Consider the following 20,240-nt stretch of genomic DNA (forward strand, 5'->3'; position numbering starts at 1 on the left):
AAACCGGGGTAGTCCCCCTGGATGACTGCTTCCTGGGACTGCTGTGTCAGGGCCGCGGGGAGTAGTACGTCAGTGCCTGGCGCCGCACGCTGTACTCCACGCTGCGTACGCCCGCTACCGCCTCACCGTCCACAGCCAGTGCCATGGGTGAGCCGCCTGCCTCGATCCGCACGTTCGTCGCCTCGCTCAGGTGGGTAATGCGTGAAGTGGCCACTGTGCCGGTCAACACGGACCAGAGCAGGCGGAGCCGGGCGAAGGACTCATCAGCCGTAATCATCCGGACGTCAAGGATGCCGTCGTCGAGAACGGGCCGGAACAGCGGCGCGTGGTCGCGGGGGTAATACCGGCCGCGTCCCACGTAGGCTATCCACAACTTATGGCTCCGGCCGTTCACGGTCAGGGTGGTGGGGGTGCCGGCGGCGAACGTGCGGAACGTCGCAACTACTCCTGCCAGGGGCTTGCCCAATGCCGGCTGCAGGTGTTCGCGCCGGCGGACAAGGTTGGGATAGAGACCGATGCTGGAGGTGTTTAGCATGATCACTTCCGCTGCTTCCGGCTTGCCCGCGAGGCCGCGCTCCACGGTGACAATGCCGACGTCGGCCAAGGCAGCTTCGCCCTTGGATGCTGCGGCCAGGGCCTCCTTCAGGCTCCCGGTACCGGCGTCACGGGCGAAGTGGTTGAGTGTCCCGCCCGGCAGCACCAGCAGGGGGAGGGAACGTTCGACGGCGGCCGCGGCCGCAGCTCCTACGGTTCCATCGCCACCCCACACCCCCAGCGCAAGCGTCCCCGGCCGTGCCGCCGTCTGGTCAATCGCTGCCAGGAGGTCCTCATCCGGCTCCACAGTTCTTATATACGCCTTAGGGAATACTTTCAGGAGTGCTTCGGCCGTCTCTTCCTTGAAAGACCCGCCGAGGGTGTTTACCACGATGCTTAGCCCGTCTCCCTCGGGCAGTTCGGGAGCTGAGGTCCAGGTCCTGCTGGTCTGCGGAAAGGGCGGGCGGACAGGCCACCACCGCTGCGTTATCAGGGCAGCACCCGCCCCGATCGCTGAGCCGAAGAGCACATCCGAGGGCCAGTGCGCTCCGGTGTGAACGCGGGAGTAGGCCACTCCCAGCGCCGCCGGAGCCAGCGCTGCACCAATGGACGGCTTCACCAGTCCCACCCCCACGGCGAAGGCCACGGCCGAGGCCGAGTGTCCCGACGGCATGGATGAGCTCTTGGGTTGCGGATGGACAAACCGGAACACTGGAAGATGCTCCGGGAGTGGCCGGGCGCGGGGAAGGAGCGTCTTGAAAATGCCGTTGGTGACCGCCGAAGCCACCGCTTGGGCGATGAGTCCGTGAAGAGCGGCCCGCCGGGGCCTGCCGGGAATTATGGCGATGGCCGCTGCTATGCCCATCCAGAGTTTTCCGTGGTTGGCGGCAGCGGAAAGCCTGCGGAAAAACTCGTCATGGTTTCCGCCCGGCAAGCGTGAAACATACCGAACGAGGTATCTATCCGTGCGGCTGATCCATCGATGGCTTGTCCGCCATGTGCTCTGCATGCCCCTCACCCTACCGCCGTAGACAAGGGACGGAAGCGGCTGCTACCGGCGTTGCGGCCTACTTGGCCTTCAACGGCTTGGCAGCACCGGCCAGCAGGAGCGCCACCAGGATGGGGGCAAGGATTGCCAGCAATGCGTGGTGGATACCGGTGAGGTCGCCCAGGTAGCCCAGCAGGGGAGGACCTGCAAGGAATGAGATGTATCCCAGGGTGGACACTACCGAGACACGCGCTGCAGCGTACTGCGGGTCGTCGGCAGCAGCGGACATACCCATCGGGAAGGCCAGGGCAGCCCCTATGCCCCAGAGTGCGGCACCCATGGCGGCCAGCCATGGGTTTCCGGCAAGCACAAAGAGGCACAGTCCGGCCGCAGCTGCGGCCATGCTCGCCCGGAGCACGGCAACACGGCCGTACTTGTCGATGACGCGGCCGCCGAGGAAGCGCATCGCCGTCATGGCCAGGACAAAGAGGGCGAACATCAGGGCGCCCGTGGATTCGGAGGTGCCCAGGCCATCCACCGACGCCTTGGCGATCCAGTCGTTGCCCGCACCCTCAGTCAGGGTGGCTCCAAGGACAACAATGCCGATGAGCACGGTCCTGCTGTCACGCCAGGCGGACGGGCCTTTGACGGCCTTGGCGCCGTCGGCGGGAGCGGGGATGGGGACATGCGGCAGGAAGTACCGGGGCGCGATCATGGTCACCACCAGGACAATGCCCACGATGACCAGCAGGTGCAGCGGCAGGTCAATGCCGAGGTTGGACAGGCCTGCCCCGATGAGGGCACCAACGAACGCGCCGCCGCTGAAGGCAGCATGGAACTGGGGCATGATGGTCCGCCGGAGCTTGTGTTCCACGTCCGCACCTTCGATGTTCTGGGAAACATCCCACAGGCCGATGGCGATACCGAAGAAAAACAGGGAAACGGCTGTGCCCGGGATGGACGCGATGGACAGCGACAACGCGATTCCCACGCCGGCGGCCGAGGCCAGCAATCCGCCCAGGCGTACGGTGTTCGCTGTACCGAGCCGTCCTACCACCCATCCTGCGGTGGGCAGGGCGAGCAGTGAGCCGACGGCGGTGCAGAGCAGCAGGGTACCCATCTGGCCCGATGTGATCTTCAGCGTTTCGGTGACTGCGGGAATCCGTGCGGCCCAGCTGGCGAAAACCAGTCCGTTGATGCCAAAGACAACAAAAGTGGCGGCCGCGGCTGCCTTAAGTCCGGCCTGCTGTGCCGTACCTGTATTTATGCTCATACGTTCACTACTTCCACAGAGTTGTCTTCAAGTCGTCGTCGTTCGTCCTGGCTGAACTGCTTGTCCGTGACCATGATGTCCACACGGTCGAGGCCGGCCACAAGGGCCCTGGCATGCGCATCCCATTTCGCTGCGGCGGCAGCCACCACCACTCGGGACGCTGATTCCAGCCCGGCCCGCTTCACCGCCGCGTCCTCCAGGTCATGGGCAAGAATTCCGTCTTTGAGGTCCACAGCGCAGGGCGTGACCACTGCCGTGTCGAAGCGCAGTGAGCGGACATTGGATTCCGCAAGCGGACCCCGGAAACACAGTTCGGTGGGAACGAGGCTTCCGCCCGGCAGCAGCAGGGCGGGGCGGGTTCCGGCCGTAGCTTCTTCAGCGGCGAGAACGTTGAGCGACCGCAGTGACATCGGCATCAGGGTCAGGTCCCTCCCTGCCAGCGCCCGGGCCACCTCGGTGGCGGTGCTGCCACTGTCCAGCCACACATGCTCCCGGTCGCGGAGGAGGCCGGCAACGGCGGCGGCGATGCGCTTCTTGGCGTCCTGGTCCTCCAGTTCCCGTTGCCCGTAGCCCGGATTCCCGCCATGGCCAATCAGGCTTCGTGCTCCTCCGTGGACCCGGCGAAGAACGCCGTTGGCGGCGAGGACCTCAAGGTCGCGGCGGATCGTAGCTCCGGAAGCGTCGCAGGCAAGCGTCAGCTCCTCCACCGTCACCTCCTGGCGCTGGCGGAGCAGCTCGGCGATAGTACGATGCCGCTCGTCCGTCTTCATGACCAAATGATAGCAACTTCTGATCATTTGATCATAAAGTCGTCAGACGCTCTCTCACTTGATGCGCCAAAACTCGCAACCCTCTCGCACTCATGCGAGAGGGTCAACGAAAAGGCCCATTAACTGAGAGAGCGTGTGAGGGTCAGCGGGCGCGTTCCACCCGCTTCTCATCCCACACCGGCTCGTCGGATTCATATACCTTGCCGTCAGATCCAAAGACCAGGAAGCGGTCAAAGGTCCGGGCAAACCAGCGGTCGTGCGTCACCGCCAGGACGGTTCCCTCGAAGTGGTCGATGGCGCGCTCCAGGGCCTCGGCCGAGTGCAGGTCCAGGTTGTCAGTGGGTTCGTCGAGCAGCAGCAGCGTGGCACCGCTGAGCTGCAGGAGCAGGATCTGGAAGCGCGCCTGCTGCCCGCCGGAGAGGGACTCGTACTTCTGCTCAGACTGCCCGGCCAGCCCATACCCGTCCAGTGCGCCGGCTGCTGCCTCGCGCCCCAGCCCCGACCGGTGTTCGTCTCCGCGGTGCAGGATTTCCAGCAGCGTTTTGCCCAGCAGGTCCGGGCGCACGTGCGTCTGGGCAAAGAAGCCGGGGCGGATGCGGGCGCCAAGTTTCACTGTGCCTTCGTGGGGCACTTCGGCGATTTCGACGTCGGACACGGGCAGGTGCTCCCGCTCCGGATCAGTGCCGCCCGTGGCGAGCAGCCGGAGGAAGTGTGATTTGCCGGAACCGTTGGAGCCCAGGACGCCCACCCGGTCGCCGAACCATACTTCCGTGGAGAACGGTTTCATCAGGCCGGTCAGTTCCAGCTTTTCGGCCACGATGGCGCGCTTGGCGGTGCGGCCGCCCTTGAGCCGCATCTGCACGTTCTGCTCAATGGGCAGCGCTTCGGGCGGCCCGATCTCCAGGAATTTGGCCAGCCGGGTCTGGGCGGCGTGGTACCGGTTGGCCATGTCGGAGCGGAACGCAGCCTTGTTTTTGTACATGTTGACGAGTTCCTTGAGCTTGACGTGCTCCTCGTCCCACCGCTTGCGCAGTTCCTCAAAGCGGGCATTGCGGTCCGCCCGGGCCTCCACGTAGGAGCCGAACCCGCCGCCATGGATCCAGGCTCCAGCCCCGTTGATGCCCGGCTCAAGGGTCACGATGCGGCCGGCAGCGTTGTTCAGCAGCTCGCGGTCGTGGCTGATGAAGAAGACGGTCTTTTTGGAGTCGTTCAGCTTCTCCTCGAGCCAGCGCTTGCCGGGCACGTCCAGGTAGTTGTCCGGTTCGTCCAGCAGCAGCAGGTCGTCAGGGCCGGCAAAGAGCGCTTCAAGGACCAGCCGCTTCTGCTCACCGCCGGACAGGCTCGACGCCGGGCGGTGCTGTGCACGGTCAAAGGGGAGGCCCAGCGCGGCCATGCACACTTCATCCCAGACGGTCTCGACGTCGTAGCCGCCCGCGTCCCCCCAGTCCACGATGGCCTGGGCGTAGCGCATCTGGCTTGGTTCGTCGTCGTGCTCCACCATCGCAAGTTCCGCCTCGTCGACCTCACGGGCGGCAGCGGCCAGTGCGGGCGGCGCGGCGGAGACCAGCAGGTCGCGCACTGTGGAGTCATCGCGGACCTGGCCGACGAACTGGCGCATGATGCCCATGTTCCCGGACCGGCCGATAACCCCTTCGTCCGGCACCAGGTCCCCGGCGATGATCCGGAACAGCGTGGTCTTGCCAGTTCCGTTGGGACCGATCAGGGCCGTTTTGGTGCCGTCCGGAACCTTGAAGGTCACTCCGTTGAGAAGCTGGGTGCCGTCGGAGAGGAAGTAATCAATGCCGGAAACGTCAATATGGGCCACGTACTCCATCTTCCCACGGCACGCCCTCCCGGATTTTTGGCCTTAGCCGGCGGCGGTCAGGAACTTCTGCAGCAGCGGGCCGGAGGTGGTTGCGCCCAGGCCGCCGTCCTCCACGAAGACGGCAACGGCGAGGTCGCCGTGCACGGCCACAATCCAGGCATGCGTCTTGGGCGGGTTTTCCTTCCCGAACTCAGCGGTGCCGGTTTTGGCCCCCACGGGTGCCCCGGGGACGCTGGTGAGGAAGCCGGCATGTCCGGAGGTCACGACGGCGCGCATCATGTCTGCCAGCTTCGTCGCCTCTTCCGGGGTGATGGGGTTGCCGGATGCTTGGGAGGGCGCCTCGGCACTGGCGGTGGCGGAGGGCTGCGCAGGCGGAACAGAGGACCCGCTGGTGGTTCCCTCGGCGGCAGCACCGGCGTCGGGATTCAGGACAAGCTGCGGGGCAACCGGAGCGCCCTTGGCCACCGAGCCGGCCATCATGGCGGCGGCCAACGGAGACAGCAGCACTTTGCCCTGGCCAATCATGGAGGCGGCGTGCTCGGTGCCGGCGGCCTCGCCGGGGACGGAGCCCAGGAAGGCGTCCGCGCCGAGGGTGGGCGCTTCGACGGCGATGCCCATGGCAAGGGCCGCTGCTTCAAGCTGGCTTTGGGAGACATTGTCCCGCGCGGCGATGAAGGCCGTGTTGCAGGAGTGCGCGAAGGCATCACGGAGCGTCACCGACCCCAGCGAACTCTCCGGGTACCCCTCCGAGTTCTTGAACGTCCGCCCGTCCACCGTCAATGTTGGCGTGCATTCAACCTTCGAATCCGGGGTCAGGCCATTCCGGAACATGGCCAGCGAATCCACCATTTTGAAGATGGAGCCCGGTGCGTACTGGCCCAGCATGGCCGTGTTGTAGCCGTTGCTTCCCGGCCCTGACGCTGCTGCCAGCACAGCCCCGGTGGACGGCCGGAGAGCCACAATCGCGGAGGCCGGTTTCACTCCTTCAAGGGTGGTCTCCGCCAGTGACTGGAGCGTCGGGTCCAGGGTGGTCTTCAGCGGCGTTCCCGGCGTGGGCTTCACTTCGAAGAGGACCCGACGCGGATCCGTGGCGGCCGACTGGATCTGTTCCCTGGTCAGGTCTGCCCGCTGCGCGCGGATTACGACGGCGTCAGTTCCCCTGAGTTGTTCGTCGTACTGTTGCTGCAGCCCGCCGATGCCGGTCACGTCTCCCGCCGTCAGCCCGCCTTTTGATGCTTCGATCTGCTCGGCAGTAGCCTCCCCGACGGAACCGAGGACGGCCCGGGCAAAGGTGCGGCTGGGTGCCAGCGGCATGGATGCGGGAATGGCACGGGCTCCGGGAATGGCCGCAATCTGCTCGTTGGTGATGGTGCGGCCTTCGTCGCGCAGCGTTATCGCGGAGACAAAGGCCTCGGCGCCGGAGGCCTGCACCTGCTGGGTGTAGGCGGCGGGATCAACGCCCACCAGGGCGGCCAGTTTGCCGGCGGAATCAGCGGGGTCTGCAGCGCCCAGCTGGGGCTTGTCGATGCCAACGTTCACGACGGGGCGGTACGTCACCAGGGGCACGTCTCCGGCGCCCAGGATGTCCGCGCGCTGGGGTGACTGCGATCCCTTGGTCAGGATCTCGCTGTCCGCCAGCCCCGGCGCCAAAGTGGCAGGGTCCCACACGGTAAGCCATTTGTCCCCGGACTTCTTGAATTTGGCCGAGACGGTGTATTTCCACTCGGCACCGCCAAAGTTCCAGGTGTAGTTCAGCGGGGCTGAGGCGTTGTCGCCATCAAGCGTGAGTTCGCCGGCTTCAACGGCTGGCTTCGAGGGGTCGAGGGCGGCGAAAACGCTCTTCAGCTGGTCATTGGCGGCCGTGGAGTCCTTGCCGTCGAAGGGCACCGCCCCTACGTCGAGTCCCGAGACGGCGGTAGCCAGTTGTGTGGCGGCGGCTTCGGCGCCGCCCCTGCCGTCATCACAAGCCACCAGCGATGTTCCAAGAATGACGGCAGCAATGCCCAAAGACAGTTTTGTAGATATCCCCATCGCGCCATTATCTCCCGGTTTTTGCCCCGGGCTTGCCATGGCCCGCGGCACGAAACGGAGCAGGGCCTAGGCCGCGTCCAGGCCGAGTGTCGGGACGGGCAGGGCGAATATGTCCTGCAGGGCATGTTTGGCCGCGTGGTAGCCCGGCATGCCCGTGACCCCTGGCCCGGGCGGGGTCGAGGAGGAGCAAAGGTAGATGCCACGCAACGGTGTACGCCAGGGCACGGGCGAAACCACGGGCCGCTGCACCAGGTTCAGCATGTCCATGCTCCCGGCGCTGAAGTCCCCGCCCACGTAATTCCGGTTGTACTGGGCCAGTCCGGCGGCGGTGATGGCCCTGGACTCCACCACGACGTCCCGGAACCCGGGTGCGAAACGTTCCACCTGGGCGGTGACGGTTTCCGTCATGTCCCTCGTTGAGCCGGCGGGCACGTGGCAGTACGCCCAGAGGGTGTGGCGGCCCGACGGAGCACGGCTGGAGTCGAAGCGGGACTGTTGGGCCACCAGCACATAAGGCCGTTCCGGGTGTTTGCCGGCGCTGACCTCGTTCTCAGAGCGGGCAACTTCCGCCCGGGTCCCGCCGAGGTGGACTGTCCCGGCGTTGGCCAGTTCAGGTGCAGTCCATGGCACAGGACCGGAAAGGATGAAATCCACCTTGCAGGAACCGTTGCCGTACCTGAATGATTCCAAGGCGGCACGGTAGCTGGTGGGCAGGGCATGGCCCGCCATGTTCAACAGCCCTTGCGGAGCCACGTTCAACAGAGTGGCGCGTGCAGGGGGAAGGTCCTCAAGCCGGTCGATTGGTGCATCGGTGTGGATTACACCCCCGTGCGCAGCGAGGTCCTCGGCCAGGGCCGCAGCTATGGATGCGGACCCGCCTTCCGGAATAGGCCATCCTCCCGCGTGTCCCAGTGCTCCCAGCATCAACCCGCCGCCGGAAGCTGCCAGGGACGGCTGGTGGGAGATCGCGTGCGCCGCCACGCCTGCGAGCAGGGCGGGCGCTAGTTCTTCCCTGAACCGGGTATTCCACAACCGCGATCCCTGCTCCAGGGTCCTCAGCCCGAACATCCCCGCAGCCAAAGGGTTGCGCGGGATCCGAAGGAGCTGGTTCTGGGTGAAGTCCATAACGTCGTCGATGCGCTGCACCAGGGGCGCCATCAGCCTCCGGTAGGCCCCGCCGTCGCGCCCCAACTCCTCGGCGGTCCGGTCCAGCGACCGGTACGCGAGGGCGGCACGTCCGCCGTCCAGCGGGGAGGCGTAGGACAGCTCGGGCGTGATGAGGTTGACGCGCCGGAACAGTTCGAAGGCCTTGAAGAACGGTGATGCCACGGCCATCGGATGCACCGCCGAGCAGATGTCGTGGAAGTGCCCTGGCTGCATCAGCTCGCTGGTGCGGGTGCCCCCGCCGATGCTTGGGCCGGCTTCGAAGAGTTCCACGGACAGACCTGCCCGCGCCATCACTACTGCCGCTGCCAGTCCGTTGGGCCCGGCGCCCACCACCACAACATCAGGCATGGGACCCTGCTTTCCATGGGAGGAGGGAACGGGAGGATCCGCCGGTGCCCAGCCGGAACCAGTCGGGCGCGCCCGCGAAGGGGCCGCCGTGGGGATCATCAACGTGGTGCCGCCGGATGGGATCGTAGGCCGGATCGAAGATGTCCCAGGTCACGCGCAGCATCAGGTATCCCACCGCGGCCATGTGCCCAGCCACGGCCAGGGCGTAGTACGGCATATCCAGGTTGTGCTGGGATGAGCCTGCGCTGGTCACCTGTCCAAGGTACATCCACACGGCCGCCCAGTGCAGTCCTTCAATGCCCTGCCAGATCAGGAACTCCTGCCACCGCGGCCGGGCCAGCGCCAACAGCGGGACCAGCCACACCACAAACTGCGGCGAGTAGACCTTGCCGGTCAGTATGAACGCCGCCACGATCAGGAAGGCCAGCTGTGCCAGCCGGGGCCGCCGCCGGGCAGTCAGGGCAACCGCCGCTATGGCCGCACAGGACAGCAGAAAGAGGCCCGGGGACAGAAGGTCGACGGCGGCCGGGCTGAGTTCCGTCCACCGCAGCCGGGCAGCAACCAGGTTGTACACAAACCAGGGCGAGCTGTAGCCGGCATCGCGGTCGGCGCTGAACTGGAAAAAGTAGGTCCAGCCCGCAGGGTTGGCCAAGGCGAAAGGCACATTTACGGCCACCCAGGCGGCTGCGGCGGCGCCGGCCGTCACGAACAGGGGACGGAACCGTCCCGTGCGGAGGGCAAGGAGCAGGATGGCGCCAAGCACCAGCAGCGGGTAAAACTTTGTGGCCGCGCCCAGGCCAATGAAGACGCCGGCAAGCAGGGGCCGTTGCCGCGCGAAGAAGTACATGCCAAGGGCGAGCAGAGCCACGGCCCACATGTCCCAGTTGATGCTTCCGGCCAGCACGATGCCCGGGGCCAGTGCCACCATGGCGGCATCCCACGGCCGCCGGCTGCTCATCCGGGCGGTCGCCAGGACCGCCACCAGGGTGACCGCCGCCAGCAGGGCGGCATTGATATCGAAGTAGGCGAGGACGCGCGAATCGGTTATTCCGCTCCCGGGGACCAGCCAGGCCGTAACTCCGGCAATAAGGGCGGTCAGGACGGGGTACTCAAACAGGCTTCCGGGGCCAAGGACGGGAAAGGTCCCGTCTGCCAGACCCCGGTTCCGGAACAGCTCGGGAAAGTCCGAATAGCAGGTGGCATAGAACTGTGTGGGGGATTCCCAGCCATTGGCCCGGCAATAACCCTTGACCAGGATCCCGGTGAGGGCAGCCAGGACCGTCAGGAGGACCAGGACGCGTTCAACAGTGAAAATCCCGGGCCGGACAATGCCCGGCGCAGAGCGTGATCCCAGGGGGCCGCCGATGACTTCGGTGAAGTTCCGCAAGAGGATGTCGCTGCGGCTGGGAACTACCAGTCGGGGCCGCCCTCGATGCTCCGGCGGCTGGTTCTCCTGCATGCCCTCGAGCTTACCGCCGCCCGGGACGGGGAACGGGACCGGCAGGAGCCCACGCGCGGCCGCGTGGGCTCCTGTACCGCATGGACCTGCTTCATCGGTTCTCCCGGGGACAGGCCTAAGGGACAGGCCACAGAGTCAGCGCAGGCCACCCATGTGCTGGTGCAGAAGGACGAATACGTCTTCCCGCTGCTTCTCCAGGAGCGGACGGTTGAATTGCCGGCGGCTGCTGCGTTTTCCCCGTTGGGGAAGCAGGAACTGTTGAATCTTCTTTATCATTGTGGTCACCTCCTTTTCGAATTGGCTGGCCCGCAAAATGGGCGCGGCAATTAAGCCCTCTTCATACCGCGGATACAGGCGGATTTGGGGCAGCGAAATGTAGTGCAATGGGCAGGGAAGTTTATGCGCTGTCATTAGAGCGCATAAAAAGGCCGCTAAAAGCAGGCAGCTAATATCTGCAGGAAGCAGCAGAAAGCGCGGCTAAAAGGGGGCGGGCTCTTGCGCCGTGCAATGGGCGCAAGAGGTACAGACGCCGGTGCGCAGCCGCCCGGTCACCGCCGGACTCAGTACCGGCGGAAAGGGCGCAGGCTAGGAGCCGGCGTGACCCCTAAACAGGCGCGCAAAAGCATCAGAGGCCGGGGCCGCGGTGATGGTCATCTTCCATCCGCTAGTCAAAGTAATCATTTTCCCAACCTCCTTTTCTGCTCTGCCGTTGCCCAGGCTGTTCACCTGCAGCAACATGCGCCGGTAACCCCGGCAAGTGGCTCTGGGGTCAGGAATAAAGCTACACCACAATTAGTGCGCGCGGCTACCTAATTCGTAGAAATCATCAAAAAGATTTAGAAACAGTTCCTAAAGGCCCCAACGCACAATTGCCGGCGTCCGCTTATCCCAGCCAAGGGTGCACACTTTCGCGGTGCCGAGAATAAAGTGCCGTCCTTCAGCGGGCGGGAGTTCAAGCCAACGGGCTGTCAGGATCCGGGAGAAGTGTCCATGGGCCACAATCAGCACATTATCCATTCCCGATTCGAGGACCCGGCCAATGATTTTGTCCGCCCTCGCGGCAACCTCGTCCAGCGTCTCGCCGTTGGGCACGCCATGCGTCCAGATCAGGTAATCCGGGTTGTCCTTGCGGATCAGGTCCGAGCTGATTCCTTCGTAGTCCCCGTAGTTCCATTCCACCGCAAGCGGTTCGTGCTGGGCGTCGGGAAAGCCTGCGAGTTCGGCAGTCCGCCGGGCGCGCCGCAACGGTGATGTCAGCACCAGGTCGAAATCGACGGGGTCCAGCACCTTCCGGGCCTCCACCGCCTGCTGTTCGCCTTCTACGGTGAGGGGCAGGTCAGTGAGACCCGTGTACTGCCCGCTCTTGGACCACTCGGTCTCGCCGTGGCGGAGGATCCAGAGCTGGGGGCGGGGGGCAATGGCAGGGTTGGTCACTTGGACTCCTTAGGGGAAAGGGCGACGCCGGCGGGAGAGGTTCCATCCCCGGTTGCGGCAGGTGCTGATTCAGGCTGTTCGGCCCACCAGCGAAGAAGCCTGGCCTCCGCTTCCGCGGCAGGCAGCGGTCCGTGTTCCATCCGCTCGTTGAGCAGGAACTTGTAGGCCCGACCCACCACCGGACCCGGTTTGAGGTCCAGCAACGCCATGATGCGGGCACCGTCAAGGTCCGGCCGGACGGCCTCCAGCGATTCCTGTTCCCGCAGTGCCGCGATCCGGGCCTCGAGGTCGTCGTAGGCGAACGCCAGGCGCTCGGCCTTCCGCTGGTTCCTGGTGGTGACGTCGGATCGGGTCAGCCGGTGCAGCCGCTCAAGCAGCGGCCCGGCGTCAGTGACGTAGCGGCGGACTGCGGAATCGCTCCAGCCGGCGTCCCCGTAGCCGTAGAACCGCATGTGGAGTTCCACCAGGCGGGCAACTGCCTTTATGGAGTCGTTGTCGAAGCGGAGCGCCTTCATCCGCTTGGTGGTGAGCTTGGCACCCACCATGTCGTGGTGGCGGAAGCTCACCGCGCCGCCCGGTTCGAAGCGCCGCGTAGCCGGCTTGCCGACGTCGTGCATCAACGCTGCGAAACGCAGCACAAAGTCCGGCCCGGGCACGGGACCCTCAGCGTCGGTTTCGAGCTCCGCTGCCTGCTCCAAAACCTGCAGCGAGTGCTGGTAGACGTCCTTGTGCCGGTGGTGTTCATCGGATTCGAGCCGCAGGGCCGAAACCTCGGGCAGCACGAATTCCGCCAGCCCTGTGTCCACCAGCAGGTCGATACCCACGCGCGGACGGGCTCCGCAGATGAGCTTGACCAGCTCGTCCCGGACGCGCTCCGCGGAGATGATGGTGATCCGCTCGGCCATCTGGGTCATGGCCTGCCGGACGTCGTCATGGACGGAGACGCCCAGCTGCGCCGCGAACCGGGCCGCGCGCATCATCCGCAGCGGGTCGTCGGAAAAGGACGCTTCAGGGGCGCCGGGGGTGGCCAGGATGGAGGCATGCAGGTGCTTGACCCCACCGAACGGGTCCACTAGTTCCAGCGACGGCAGTTTGAGGGCCATGGCGTTGATGGTGAAGTCGCGCCGGAGCAGGTCGTCGGTCAACGATGAGCCGAAGGCCACCACGGGTTTGCGGGATTCAGGATCGTACGCCTCCGCCCGGTAGGTGGTGATCTCGATCTGGAATCCGGCCTTGCGCATGCCGATGGTCCCGAAGGCGCGCCCGATCTCCCAGTAGTTGTCCGCCCACTTCTTGATAAGGGATACCGTCTGGTCCGGCGTGGCGTCTGTGGTGAAGTCCAGGTCGGGGGAGGTCCTGCCCAGGAAAAGGTCACGCACGGGACCGCCCACCAGCGACAGTTCATGGCCGGCGTCCACGAAGCGCTGGCCGAGCTCCAGGACCACCGGGTCCACCTGGAAATCGACGGTGTGGGATTCAGTCTTGTGATGTGCGTGCGCCATAGTTACTTAAGCTTGTCAGAAACCAGCGGCACCGCAGGCCAAAATACTGTCAAGATCCTGCTGATTCCGTCCGCCCCCGGCAAAGCGCGTCATATGCCGTCCATGTTGATGTCATGTTCCGGTCATCACGGACGGGCAACAGTCGTTAGAGTGGACTCCATGGCCCATCCAGTACCGAGCGCTCCAGGCAGGAGGACAAACGCACCGTTGCCGTCGGCAATCGGTGCGCACGTTGCGCCTGCCCAGCATTCGGCGCCGGCCTCGCTGCCCACGGTGGAGGAAGTCTCCGCCGGCGGCGTGGTGGTGGATACGTCCGACGCCGAACTGAGGGTTGCGATTATCGCCCGCCTCAATCGCGGCGGCCGTTTGGAATGGTGCCTGCCCAAGGGGCATCCCGAAGGCAAGGAAAACAACGAGCAGGCCGCCGTCCGCGAGATTGCCGAGGAAACCGGCATTGAAGGCGACATCCTCGCACCGCTGGGAAGCATCGACTACTGGTTCACGGTCAGCGGCCACCGTGTCCACAAAACCGTCCACCACTACCTCCTGCGCGCCACGGGCGGCGAACTGACCATCGAAAACGATCCGGACCAGGAAGCGGTGGACGTGGCGTGGGTTCCCATCCAGGAACTCGCCCGCAAGCTGTCCTTCCCCAATGAACGCCGGATCGCCGACCTCGCCCGGGAAGTCCTTCCCGAACACCTTTAGGGGCGCACCGCGGCGACTGCCGTGCGGCGATGGGCTGCTGCGGGTGAGACGATGAACTCGATGTCAGCTTCCAATTTTCCTTCCGACAGGTCCAGCCGGCCCGACGACGCGGCGCCCGACGGCGTTCCGCCGGAGCCGGCCGCCCCGGACGTTGCCCAGCCAGCTCCTGCAGGCCCCAGCGAAACCCGTTCCAGTGCCATCATGGCCGCGGGCACCCTGGTGTCCCGTTTCCTGGGCTTCGGCAAGACCTGGATGCTGGGCACGGCCCTGGGCCTGGGATCAACCGTCAACGACACCTTCATCAACGCCAACAACCTGCCCAACCTGATTTTCCTGCTGGTGGCCGGCGGCGTGTTCAACGCCGTGCTGGTGCCGCAGATCATCAAGGCAAGCAAGGCCCCGGACAGGGGAGCGGATTACATCAGCCGCCTGCTGACGCTGGCTGTCCTGCTCCTGCTGGGGCTGACCGCCCTGGTGACCCTGGCAGCGCCCGGGGTTATTGAGCTCACCACCCAGGGGTACTCGCCGCAGCAAAAAGCGCTGGCGGTAACGTTTGCTTTCTGGTGCCTGCCGCAGATCTTCTTTTACGGCCTGTATGCCCTCCTCACCCAGGTCCTGAATGCCAATGGTGCGTTCGGGCCGGCCATGTGGGCGCCCATCCTTAATAACGTGGTGGCCATCGCCGGGCTGGGCATGTTCATCTGGATCTTCGGCGCCAACGAAATCAATGCACACACCTTGGACAACTGGGGGCCCACCCAAACCCTGTTCGTTGCCGGTTTCTCCACCATCGGCGTGGTGTCGCAGACCGCCATCCTGATGATTCCCGTGATCCGGCTGAAGCTGGGCCTCCGTCCACGCTTCGGCTGGCGTGGTGTGGGACTGGGCAAGGCAGCCAAGCTGAGCGTCTGGACGCTGCTGACGGCCGCCGTCGGGCAGCTCGCCTTCCTGTACGTCATGCGCATCGCCACCATCCCCGGAGCCGAACGCCTCCGGCTGAAGGAGGCGGGCGACCCCGCTGCGGAGATGCTTCCGGGCAACGCCGTCCTTGAGGTGGCCAGCCAGCTGTACCTGCTGCCGCACTCCATCATTGCCCTGTCCCTGGCCACTGTCCTGTTCAACCGGATGACCCGCGCATCCCAGGACGGCAACCGGGCCGAACTGCGTGATGCCCTCTCACACGGCCTGCGGACCATGGCCGTCGCCACGGTCTTCGGAGCCCTTGCCCTGTTTGCCCTCGCGGGGCCGCTCGGGATGTTCTTCTCTGGCGGCGACCGCCAGGACGGCGTGATGCTGGCCCAGACGTTAACCATCCTCGCGCTCAGCACGCCGTTTATGAGCGCAAACTTCATGATGTCCCGCGTGTTCTATGCCAACGAGGACGCCCGGACACCCTTCTACATCCAACTGCTGCTGGCCGTTGTGTACGTGGCCGGGGCGTTTGCCATCCAGTTCCTGCCCGTCAACCAGATCATTTATGCCATCGCGGTCCTCTATATGGTGGGCAATATCCTCTCGGTGGTGATCAGCGCGTACTTCCTGCGCCGGCTCCTGGGCCACCTGGATGGGGCACGGATCGCCAACTCCTACATCCGCATGGGTTACGCAGCCCTGGGTTCCGCCATTGCAGGTGCGGGCGCGCTCTGGCTCCTGGGCAGCTACAACCCGGACGGTTTTGCCTGGGAGAACCGGATCACGGCGCTCATCACCGTAGTTGTGGCGGGCCCCGTCATGCTGGTGGCCTACTTCTTCCTGCTCAGGTTGTTCCGGGTATCGGAACTGCGGGACCTGCTCCGGCCACTGATGGGACGGCTGGGGCGCGGGGGACCGGCTGCATCTTCAGCGGAAGACGACGCGCCGCCGTCGGGCTCTTCCTCGGGTGATCCCTCTGGGGGTTCCTCCGGTGGTTCCTCCGGCGACCGTCAGCCGCAGGCGCCCGAGCGCGCCACTACCTCTGTGGACACCGGCCTCATTCCCCGGATTTCCGGCGAGTTCGACGCCGTTTCCTTCCGCGCCGGCCCCGCTCCCCGGCGCGAGGCGGCCGCACAGCCGCCTGCGGAGGGCGGCAGGGGCCAGGACGACGGCGGCTACCTCCCCGGAGAGGACCAGCCCAGTACTGCGCGGGGCGGCCTGTTGCGTGAGCAAATCCCGCTGCCCGGCCGGCGGACCTTCCAGGGCAAGCCCGGCGAGAACCCGCATTTCAAGCCTCGGCGGCCACGCAAGAAGTGATATTCCGGCCGTTCGCCGCTGCCTTTGTCCACGGTGGGCTGGGCTCAATCGGCTAGGATCGGAAGGGAACAGGGGTAGTTGCATTCAAGGGCCAGCCTCGCGCCGGTCCCTGAACGGTGGTTGCGTCAACCGAGCCGGCAATACCGGACAGTCTAGGAGGAACACGTGTCCAACCCGATCGATGTCGGATCAGTACTGGGCGGCCGTTACAAGGTCACAGCCACCGTATTGGCCTCGCACGACCACGATCTGGTGCTGGATGGTGTGGACCAGGTGCTGAACCGTCCGGTCAGCATCCTGGTTGCCGGACCCGACAACACAGAGCAGGTGGCCCAAAGCGCCCGGGAGGTTGCCACCGGGGAGCGCCCCGGCACAGTCCAGGTCTTGGACCTCGGCGTCACAGCTGCGGCCACGTACCTCATCACCAACCACACGTCCGCCGCGGACCTGCTGGACCTCGTGGTGGCCTCCAACCCTCCCTATGTGGAACCGTTCTTCACGGACACCTTGGGGAGCGAGATTTTTGGTCAGCCCCGGTCCCGCGAACCCGAGCCCTATGATGACGAAGAAAACGTCGACGCCGGCTACATCAATTACTCCGACGGACATCGCAGCCAGGTTGATCCTTACCCTGCAGCGCCCGTAGCGCCGCCCAAGCCGCCGGCACGGCCGGCGGCGGCTCCCGCCGCTGGACGCAAGCCCTCCGGTTCGTCTGCGTTGGGTGGGGCTGCCGCTGGTGCGGCGGCTGGCGCCGCTGCCGGTGCGGCTTCACCGGGCGTTTCGGGTCCGGCCACCAGGCCAGCGGTTCAGTCCGAGGAGCCGGCCACCGCCAGCTTCCCGTCGAGCCCTTCAGACCGGGATGAGTCATCCGTCTCCCCGTCCGGTCCCGGGAAGCCGAAGGTCTCGCTGTGGTCCGAGGACGACTACGCGAACGTCGATGACCAGGACCTGTACGAAGATGCCCAGGCAGAAGAAGAGCCGCGGCCTGCCAAAAAGAAGTCTCCGGTCTTTGCACGGTCCGCAGCCCCGGCCGCTGCTGCAGGTGCCGCTGCGGGCGCTTCTTACGCCGATCAGGATGATTATGATGACGGCGACGACCAGGATGCCCCGGAACGTGAACCGCGCTCCATGCGGTGGCTGGTGGGCGGGCTCCTCGCAGTGGTCCTGATTGCCGGGCTGGTGTTTGCCGTGACCAACCTTGGCAGCCTCTTTTCTGCACAGCCACAGGCCAAGCCGACTGCGGCCAGCACTAACAACAGCGCTCCCTCTGCGAACGCCACCGCAACCCAGGCACCTACCTCTGCACCGCCTGCTGTCCCGCCGGCCATTGAAGGAGTCACCCGCCAGGGTAACTTCGACTTCGCCGCCACGTTCGACCGCGATTTGGTGAAGGCTTACGACGGCAACGCCGCCAGCTACTGGTCGGACATGGAATTTGCCACTGAGAACTGGGGCGGACTCGCACCCGAGGGTGTTCCGCTGGTTGTGAAGCTGAAGAGCCCTGCCACCGTCTCGTCGATCACGCTTTCGCAGCTCGGCGGCTCCGGTGGAAACATCACCCTCTACACCAACGACCGGCCCTCAATCGACGGGGCCAAGGCTGTTGGCACGAACAGCTTCACGTCCACAGACCTGAACATCCCCCTGGCAGAACCGGTTCAGGCGCAGTATGTGATCGTGTCGATCAATTCGCTTCCTCGGTTGGCGGCTCCGAAGACACGTTACGGATACGGCCTCCGGCTCGCTGAGATCAAGGTCCAGTAAGCGCGGGTCCACCAGGAAGGGTCCCTCTTCTAGTTATCTGATGGAAGTGCCGCAGTCCATGGTCATCGGGCTGCGGCACTTTCCTTTTGCCGCGAGACGGTAATCTGGAAAGAGCGCCTCACGGAGCTGGCTAGTTGCTGCCTGCCGGAAATCCATCGTGTTGGGCGCCGGAATAATCAGCCAGCAGTATCAGTTGTGCCATGTGGCCGGCCTCCAAGGCGGGGCGCGTCTAATAAGGAAGAGGTTCACCGTTCAGTGACCATCGCAGAAAACACCACGTCGGATGTACGTGATGTCATCATCGTCGGCTCCGGCCCCGCTGGTTACACGGCAGCTGTCTACACTGCCCGGGCCAACCTGAAGCCCCTTTTGCTGGCAGGCTCTGTCACCGCCGGCGGTGAACTGATGAACACCACCGATGTGGAGAACTACCCGGGCTTCCCCGATGGCATCATGGGACCAGACCTGATGGAGAACTTCGAGAAGCAGGCAGCACGCTTCGGCACGGAGATCCAGTTCGAAGACGTCACATCGCTCCAACTGGAAGGACCTGTCAAGCAGGTCACCATCGCCACGGGGGAAACTTTCCAGGCCAAGGCAGTGATTCTCTCCACCGGCTCCGCCTACCGTGAGCTTGGCCTTCCGAATGAGAAGCGGCTGTCCGGACACGGTGTTAGCTGGTGTGCAACCTGTGACGGTTTCTTCTTCAAGGACCAGGACATTGCTGTCATCGGTGGGGGAGACTCAGCCATGGAAGAAGCGTTGTTCCTTACCAAGTTCGCTAAATCGGTAACGGTTGTTCACCGTCGTGATTCGCTCAAGGCCTCCAAGATCATGGCCGACAGGGCACTGGCGCACGAGAAGATCAACTTCATCTGGAACAGCACCGTTGAGGATGTCATCGGCGAAGCCAAAGTCACCGGCCTGAAGTTGAAGAACCTTATTGACGGTTCAGTTTCAGATCTTGCGGTCACGGGTGTGTTTGTGGCTATTGGTAACGACCCCCGTACCGACCTGGTGAAGGACGTTCTGGAGTTGACGCCCGAGGGCACCATCGCTGTCCAGGGACGGAGTTCCAGGACGAGCCTGCCGGGTGTCTTTGCTGCAGGCGACGTTGTGGACCCCACCTACCGCCAGGCCATCACCGCATCGGGTTCGGGCTGTGTAGCCGCCATTGACGTGGAGCACTACCTCGCAGACCTGCACGCCTAAGTCCGTAAACGCCATCGAAGAGAGAGACAGATTATGAGCAATGCAAAAGATGTAACAGACGCAAGTTTCGGCACGGACGTCCTGTCCTCTGACAAGCCGGTCATCGTTGATTTTTGGGCGGAATGGTGCGGTCCCTGCCGCAAGCTCGGGCCTATCCTCGACGAAATCTCCGTTGAGTACAGCGAGAAGGTTGATGTCGTGAAGCTGAACGTTGACGACAACCCGGCTATCGCAGCCGAATACGGAATCACGTCCATTCCTGCCGTCTACCTGTTCCAGGGCGGCGAAGTGAAGAGCACGGTTATCGGTGCCAAGCCGAAGCAGTTCTTTGAGAAGGAATTCGCGGACGTACTGTCCTAGCAAAAGACGCTCGCTGGGGGACCAGCAACCATAGAGGGTGGCCATTGCTCGTGAGGGCAGTGGCCACTTTTTTGATCCCCGGGTGTTCGCTGCTGTGGTGCAGGCAGAATGGGGTGCTCTCATTGCTGCACATCCGCACGGGGCGGCCCACTGCCATTGGATGAGCTTTGCGGATACAGGGGAATACTGCGTTCCCCGCACAATTCTGTTCACTCCTGGACACGGCTGAACCCGCCGTACTTCGCGCCTGCTGTTTCACGTGAAACACGGACCCCAGTTGATTGTTGCGGTAGCGCAGCGAGCTGCAGCAGCAATTTGTGGTGATAAAACAGGTGAAGCCGCAGAAACAGTGGAAAAGCGCGGCACAGCGATCTTGAGTCATCTTTCCAGCAGGAGCACCACAGGGGGCGACGGAGCTGCACCAGAACCCAAAGCTTTGCCGGGCCGGGTCTGCTATCTTCATCGATTCCAGCTGTGGGGCCAAAAAGAGTAGCCGCTCAAATCGATTCGAGCCGATGACGCCGGTCCGCATCCAGTGCATGGCAACCATCACGGAGTTTGCACCAGCTCCATACCCCAAAAGGCACGAGTGTGGGGGGGAAAGTTTCGGATGTTCACTGCGATTGGGGAAGCGAA

General features: G+C 64.6%; 15 protein-coding genes. 5 read left to right on the forward strand and 10 right to left on the reverse strand.

What is annotated here, in order from left to right; genetic code table 11:
* Positions 1-46: 46 nt before the first annotated feature.
* The 10 genes from FNL14_RS16520 to FNL14_RS16565 all read right to left on the reverse strand — a co-directional run bounded on the left by FNL14_RS16520 (position 47) and on the right by FNL14_RS16565 (position 13,331).
* Positions 47-1,543, reverse strand: coding sequence for a bifunctional phosphatase PAP2/diacylglycerol kinase family protein (locus FNL14_RS16520; protein ID WP_142062071.1), 1,497 nt, complete (start codon positions 1,541-1,543; stop codon positions 47-49).
* A gap of 58 nt (positions 1,544-1,601) precedes the next feature.
* Positions 1,602-2,795 carry an MFS transporter gene (locus tag FNL14_RS16525; protein WP_142062074.1) on the reverse strand — a complete coding sequence of 398 codons (1,194 nt, stop codon included), beginning with the start codon at positions 2,793-2,795 and terminating at the stop codon, positions 1,602-1,604.
* Entirely contained in the window at positions 2,792-3,565 is a 774-nt protein-coding gene (locus FNL14_RS16530; RefSeq protein ID WP_142062077.1) for a DeoR/GlpR family DNA-binding transcription regulator, read from the reverse strand. The genes FNL14_RS16525 and FNL14_RS16530 overlap by 4 nt, the downstream gene beginning before the upstream one ends.
* Positions 3,566-3,707: 142 nt before the next feature.
* The gene (locus FNL14_RS16535; protein ID WP_142062080.1) at positions 3,708-5,390 is read right to left on the reverse strand and encodes an ABC-F family ATP-binding cassette domain-containing protein; all 1,683 of its coding nucleotides are present in this window, start codon (positions 5,388-5,390) and stop codon (positions 3,708-3,710) included.
* 42 nt (positions 5,391-5,432) lie between these two features.
* On the reverse strand, positions 5,433-7,421 hold the full coding sequence (locus FNL14_RS16540; protein ID WP_142062083.1) for a penicillin-binding transpeptidase domain-containing protein: 1,989 nt from the start codon (positions 7,419-7,421) through the stop codon (positions 5,433-5,435).
* A 66-nt stretch (positions 7,422-7,487) separates the two neighbouring features.
* Positions 7,488-8,936 (reverse strand): NAD(P)/FAD-dependent oxidoreductase, encoded by a 1,449-nt coding sequence (locus tag FNL14_RS16545; protein WP_142062086.1) that lies wholly within the window; start codon positions 8,934-8,936, stop codon positions 7,488-7,490.
* A complete protein-coding gene (locus FNL14_RS16550) occupies positions 8,929-10,395 on the reverse strand; it encodes a glycosyltransferase family 87 protein (protein WP_142062089.1) in 1,467 nt (488 codons plus the stop codon). The genes FNL14_RS16545 and FNL14_RS16550 overlap by 8 nt, the downstream gene beginning before the upstream one ends.
* Before the next feature lie 135 nt (positions 10,396-10,530).
* Positions 10,531-10,806: a hypothetical protein gene (locus FNL14_RS16555; RefSeq protein WP_220126192.1), complete on the reverse strand. Its 276-nt coding sequence runs from the start codon at positions 10,804-10,806 to the stop codon at positions 10,531-10,533.
* Between the two features lie 438 nt (positions 10,807-11,244).
* Entirely contained in the window at positions 11,245-11,829 is a 585-nt protein-coding gene (locus FNL14_RS16560; protein WP_091419393.1) for a histidine phosphatase family protein, read from the reverse strand.
* Positions 11,826-13,331 carry a CCA tRNA nucleotidyltransferase gene (locus tag FNL14_RS16565; RefSeq protein ID WP_142062095.1) on the reverse strand — a complete coding sequence of 502 codons (1,506 nt, stop codon included), beginning with the start codon at positions 13,329-13,331 and terminating at the stop codon, positions 11,826-11,828. Before FNL14_RS16565 ends, FNL14_RS16560 begins: the two co-directional genes overlap by 4 nt.
* A gap of 207 nt (positions 13,332-13,538) precedes the next feature.
* Between FNL14_RS16565 and FNL14_RS16570 the strand changes: the two genes are divergently transcribed.
* The 5 genes from FNL14_RS16570 (at position 13,539) to trxA (ending at position 19,604) form a co-directional block, all read left to right on the forward strand.
* On the forward strand, positions 13,539-14,039 hold the full coding sequence (locus FNL14_RS16570) for an NUDIX hydrolase (RefSeq protein ID WP_050057127.1): 501 nt from the start codon (positions 13,539-13,541) through the stop codon (positions 14,037-14,039).
* A gap of 60 nt (positions 14,040-14,099) precedes the next feature.
* Complete coding sequence (gene murJ / locus FNL14_RS16575) at positions 14,100-16,268, forward strand: murein biosynthesis integral membrane protein MurJ (RefSeq protein ID WP_142062098.1); 2,169 nt, start codon at positions 14,100-14,102, stop codon at positions 16,266-16,268.
* A gap of 165 nt (positions 16,269-16,433) precedes the next feature.
* Positions 16,434-18,032 (forward strand): ABC transporter substrate-binding protein, encoded by a 1,599-nt coding sequence (locus FNL14_RS16580; protein WP_142062101.1) that lies wholly within the window; start codon positions 16,434-16,436, stop codon positions 18,030-18,032.
* A 255-nt stretch (positions 18,033-18,287) separates the two neighbouring features.
* Positions 18,288-19,244, forward strand: a complete 957-nt coding sequence (gene trxB, locus FNL14_RS16585; protein WP_142062104.1) for a thioredoxin-disulfide reductase — start codon at positions 18,288-18,290, stop codon at positions 19,242-19,244.
* A 33-nt stretch (positions 19,245-19,277) separates the two neighbouring features.
* Positions 19,278-19,604 carry a thioredoxin gene (trxA, locus tag FNL14_RS16590; protein ID WP_091419383.1) on the forward strand — a complete coding sequence of 109 codons (327 nt, stop codon included), beginning with the start codon at positions 19,278-19,280 and terminating at the stop codon, positions 19,602-19,604.
* The last annotated feature ends 636 nt before the right edge of the window (positions 19,605-20,240 follow it).

Origin of the sequence: Pseudarthrobacter sp. B4EP4b (genome assembly GCF_006680095.1) — a bacterium.
Taxonomy (GTDB): Bacteria; Actinomycetota; Actinomycetes; order Actinomycetales; family Micrococcaceae; genus Arthrobacter.

What these genes read in the sequence shown, in the direction of transcription:
- FNL14_RS16520 (WP_142062071.1), bottom strand. Translation starts at nt 1,543, where the DNA reads ATGCAGAGCACATGGCGGACAAGCCATCGATGGATCAGCCGCACGGAT.
- FNL14_RS16525 (WP_142062074.1), bottom strand. Translation starts at nt 2,795, where the DNA reads ATGAGCATAAATACAGGTACGGCACAGCAGGCCGGACTTAAGGCAGCC.
- FNL14_RS16530 (WP_142062077.1), bottom strand. Translation starts at nt 3,565, where the DNA reads ATGAAGACGGACGAGCGGCATCGTACTATCGCCGAGCTGCTCCGCCAG.
- FNL14_RS16540 (WP_142062083.1), bottom strand. Translation starts at nt 7,421, where the DNA reads ATGGGGATATCTACAAAACTGTCTTTGGGCATTGCTGCCGTCATTCTT.
- FNL14_RS16545 (WP_142062086.1), bottom strand. Translation starts at nt 8,936, where the DNA reads ATGCCTGATGTTGTGGTGGTGGGCGCCGGGCCCAACGGACTGGCAGCG.
- FNL14_RS16550 (WP_142062089.1), bottom strand. Translation starts at nt 10,395, where the DNA reads ATGCAGGAGAACCAGCCGCCGGAGCATCGAGGGCGGCCCCGACTGGTA.
- FNL14_RS16555 (WP_220126192.1), bottom strand. Translation starts at nt 10,806, where the DNA reads ATGACAGCGCATAAACTTCCCTGCCCATTGCACTACATTTCGCTGCCC.
- FNL14_RS16565 (WP_142062095.1), bottom strand. Translation starts at nt 13,331, where the DNA reads ATGGCGCACGCACATCACAAGACTGAATCCCACACCGTCGATTTCCAG.
- murJ (WP_142062098.1), top strand. Translation starts at nt 14,100, where the DNA reads ATGTCAGCTTCCAATTTTCCTTCCGACAGGTCCAGCCGGCCCGACGAC.
- trxA (WP_091419383.1), top strand. Translation starts at nt 19,278, where the DNA reads ATGAGCAATGCAAAAGATGTAACAGACGCAAGTTTCGGCACGGACGTC.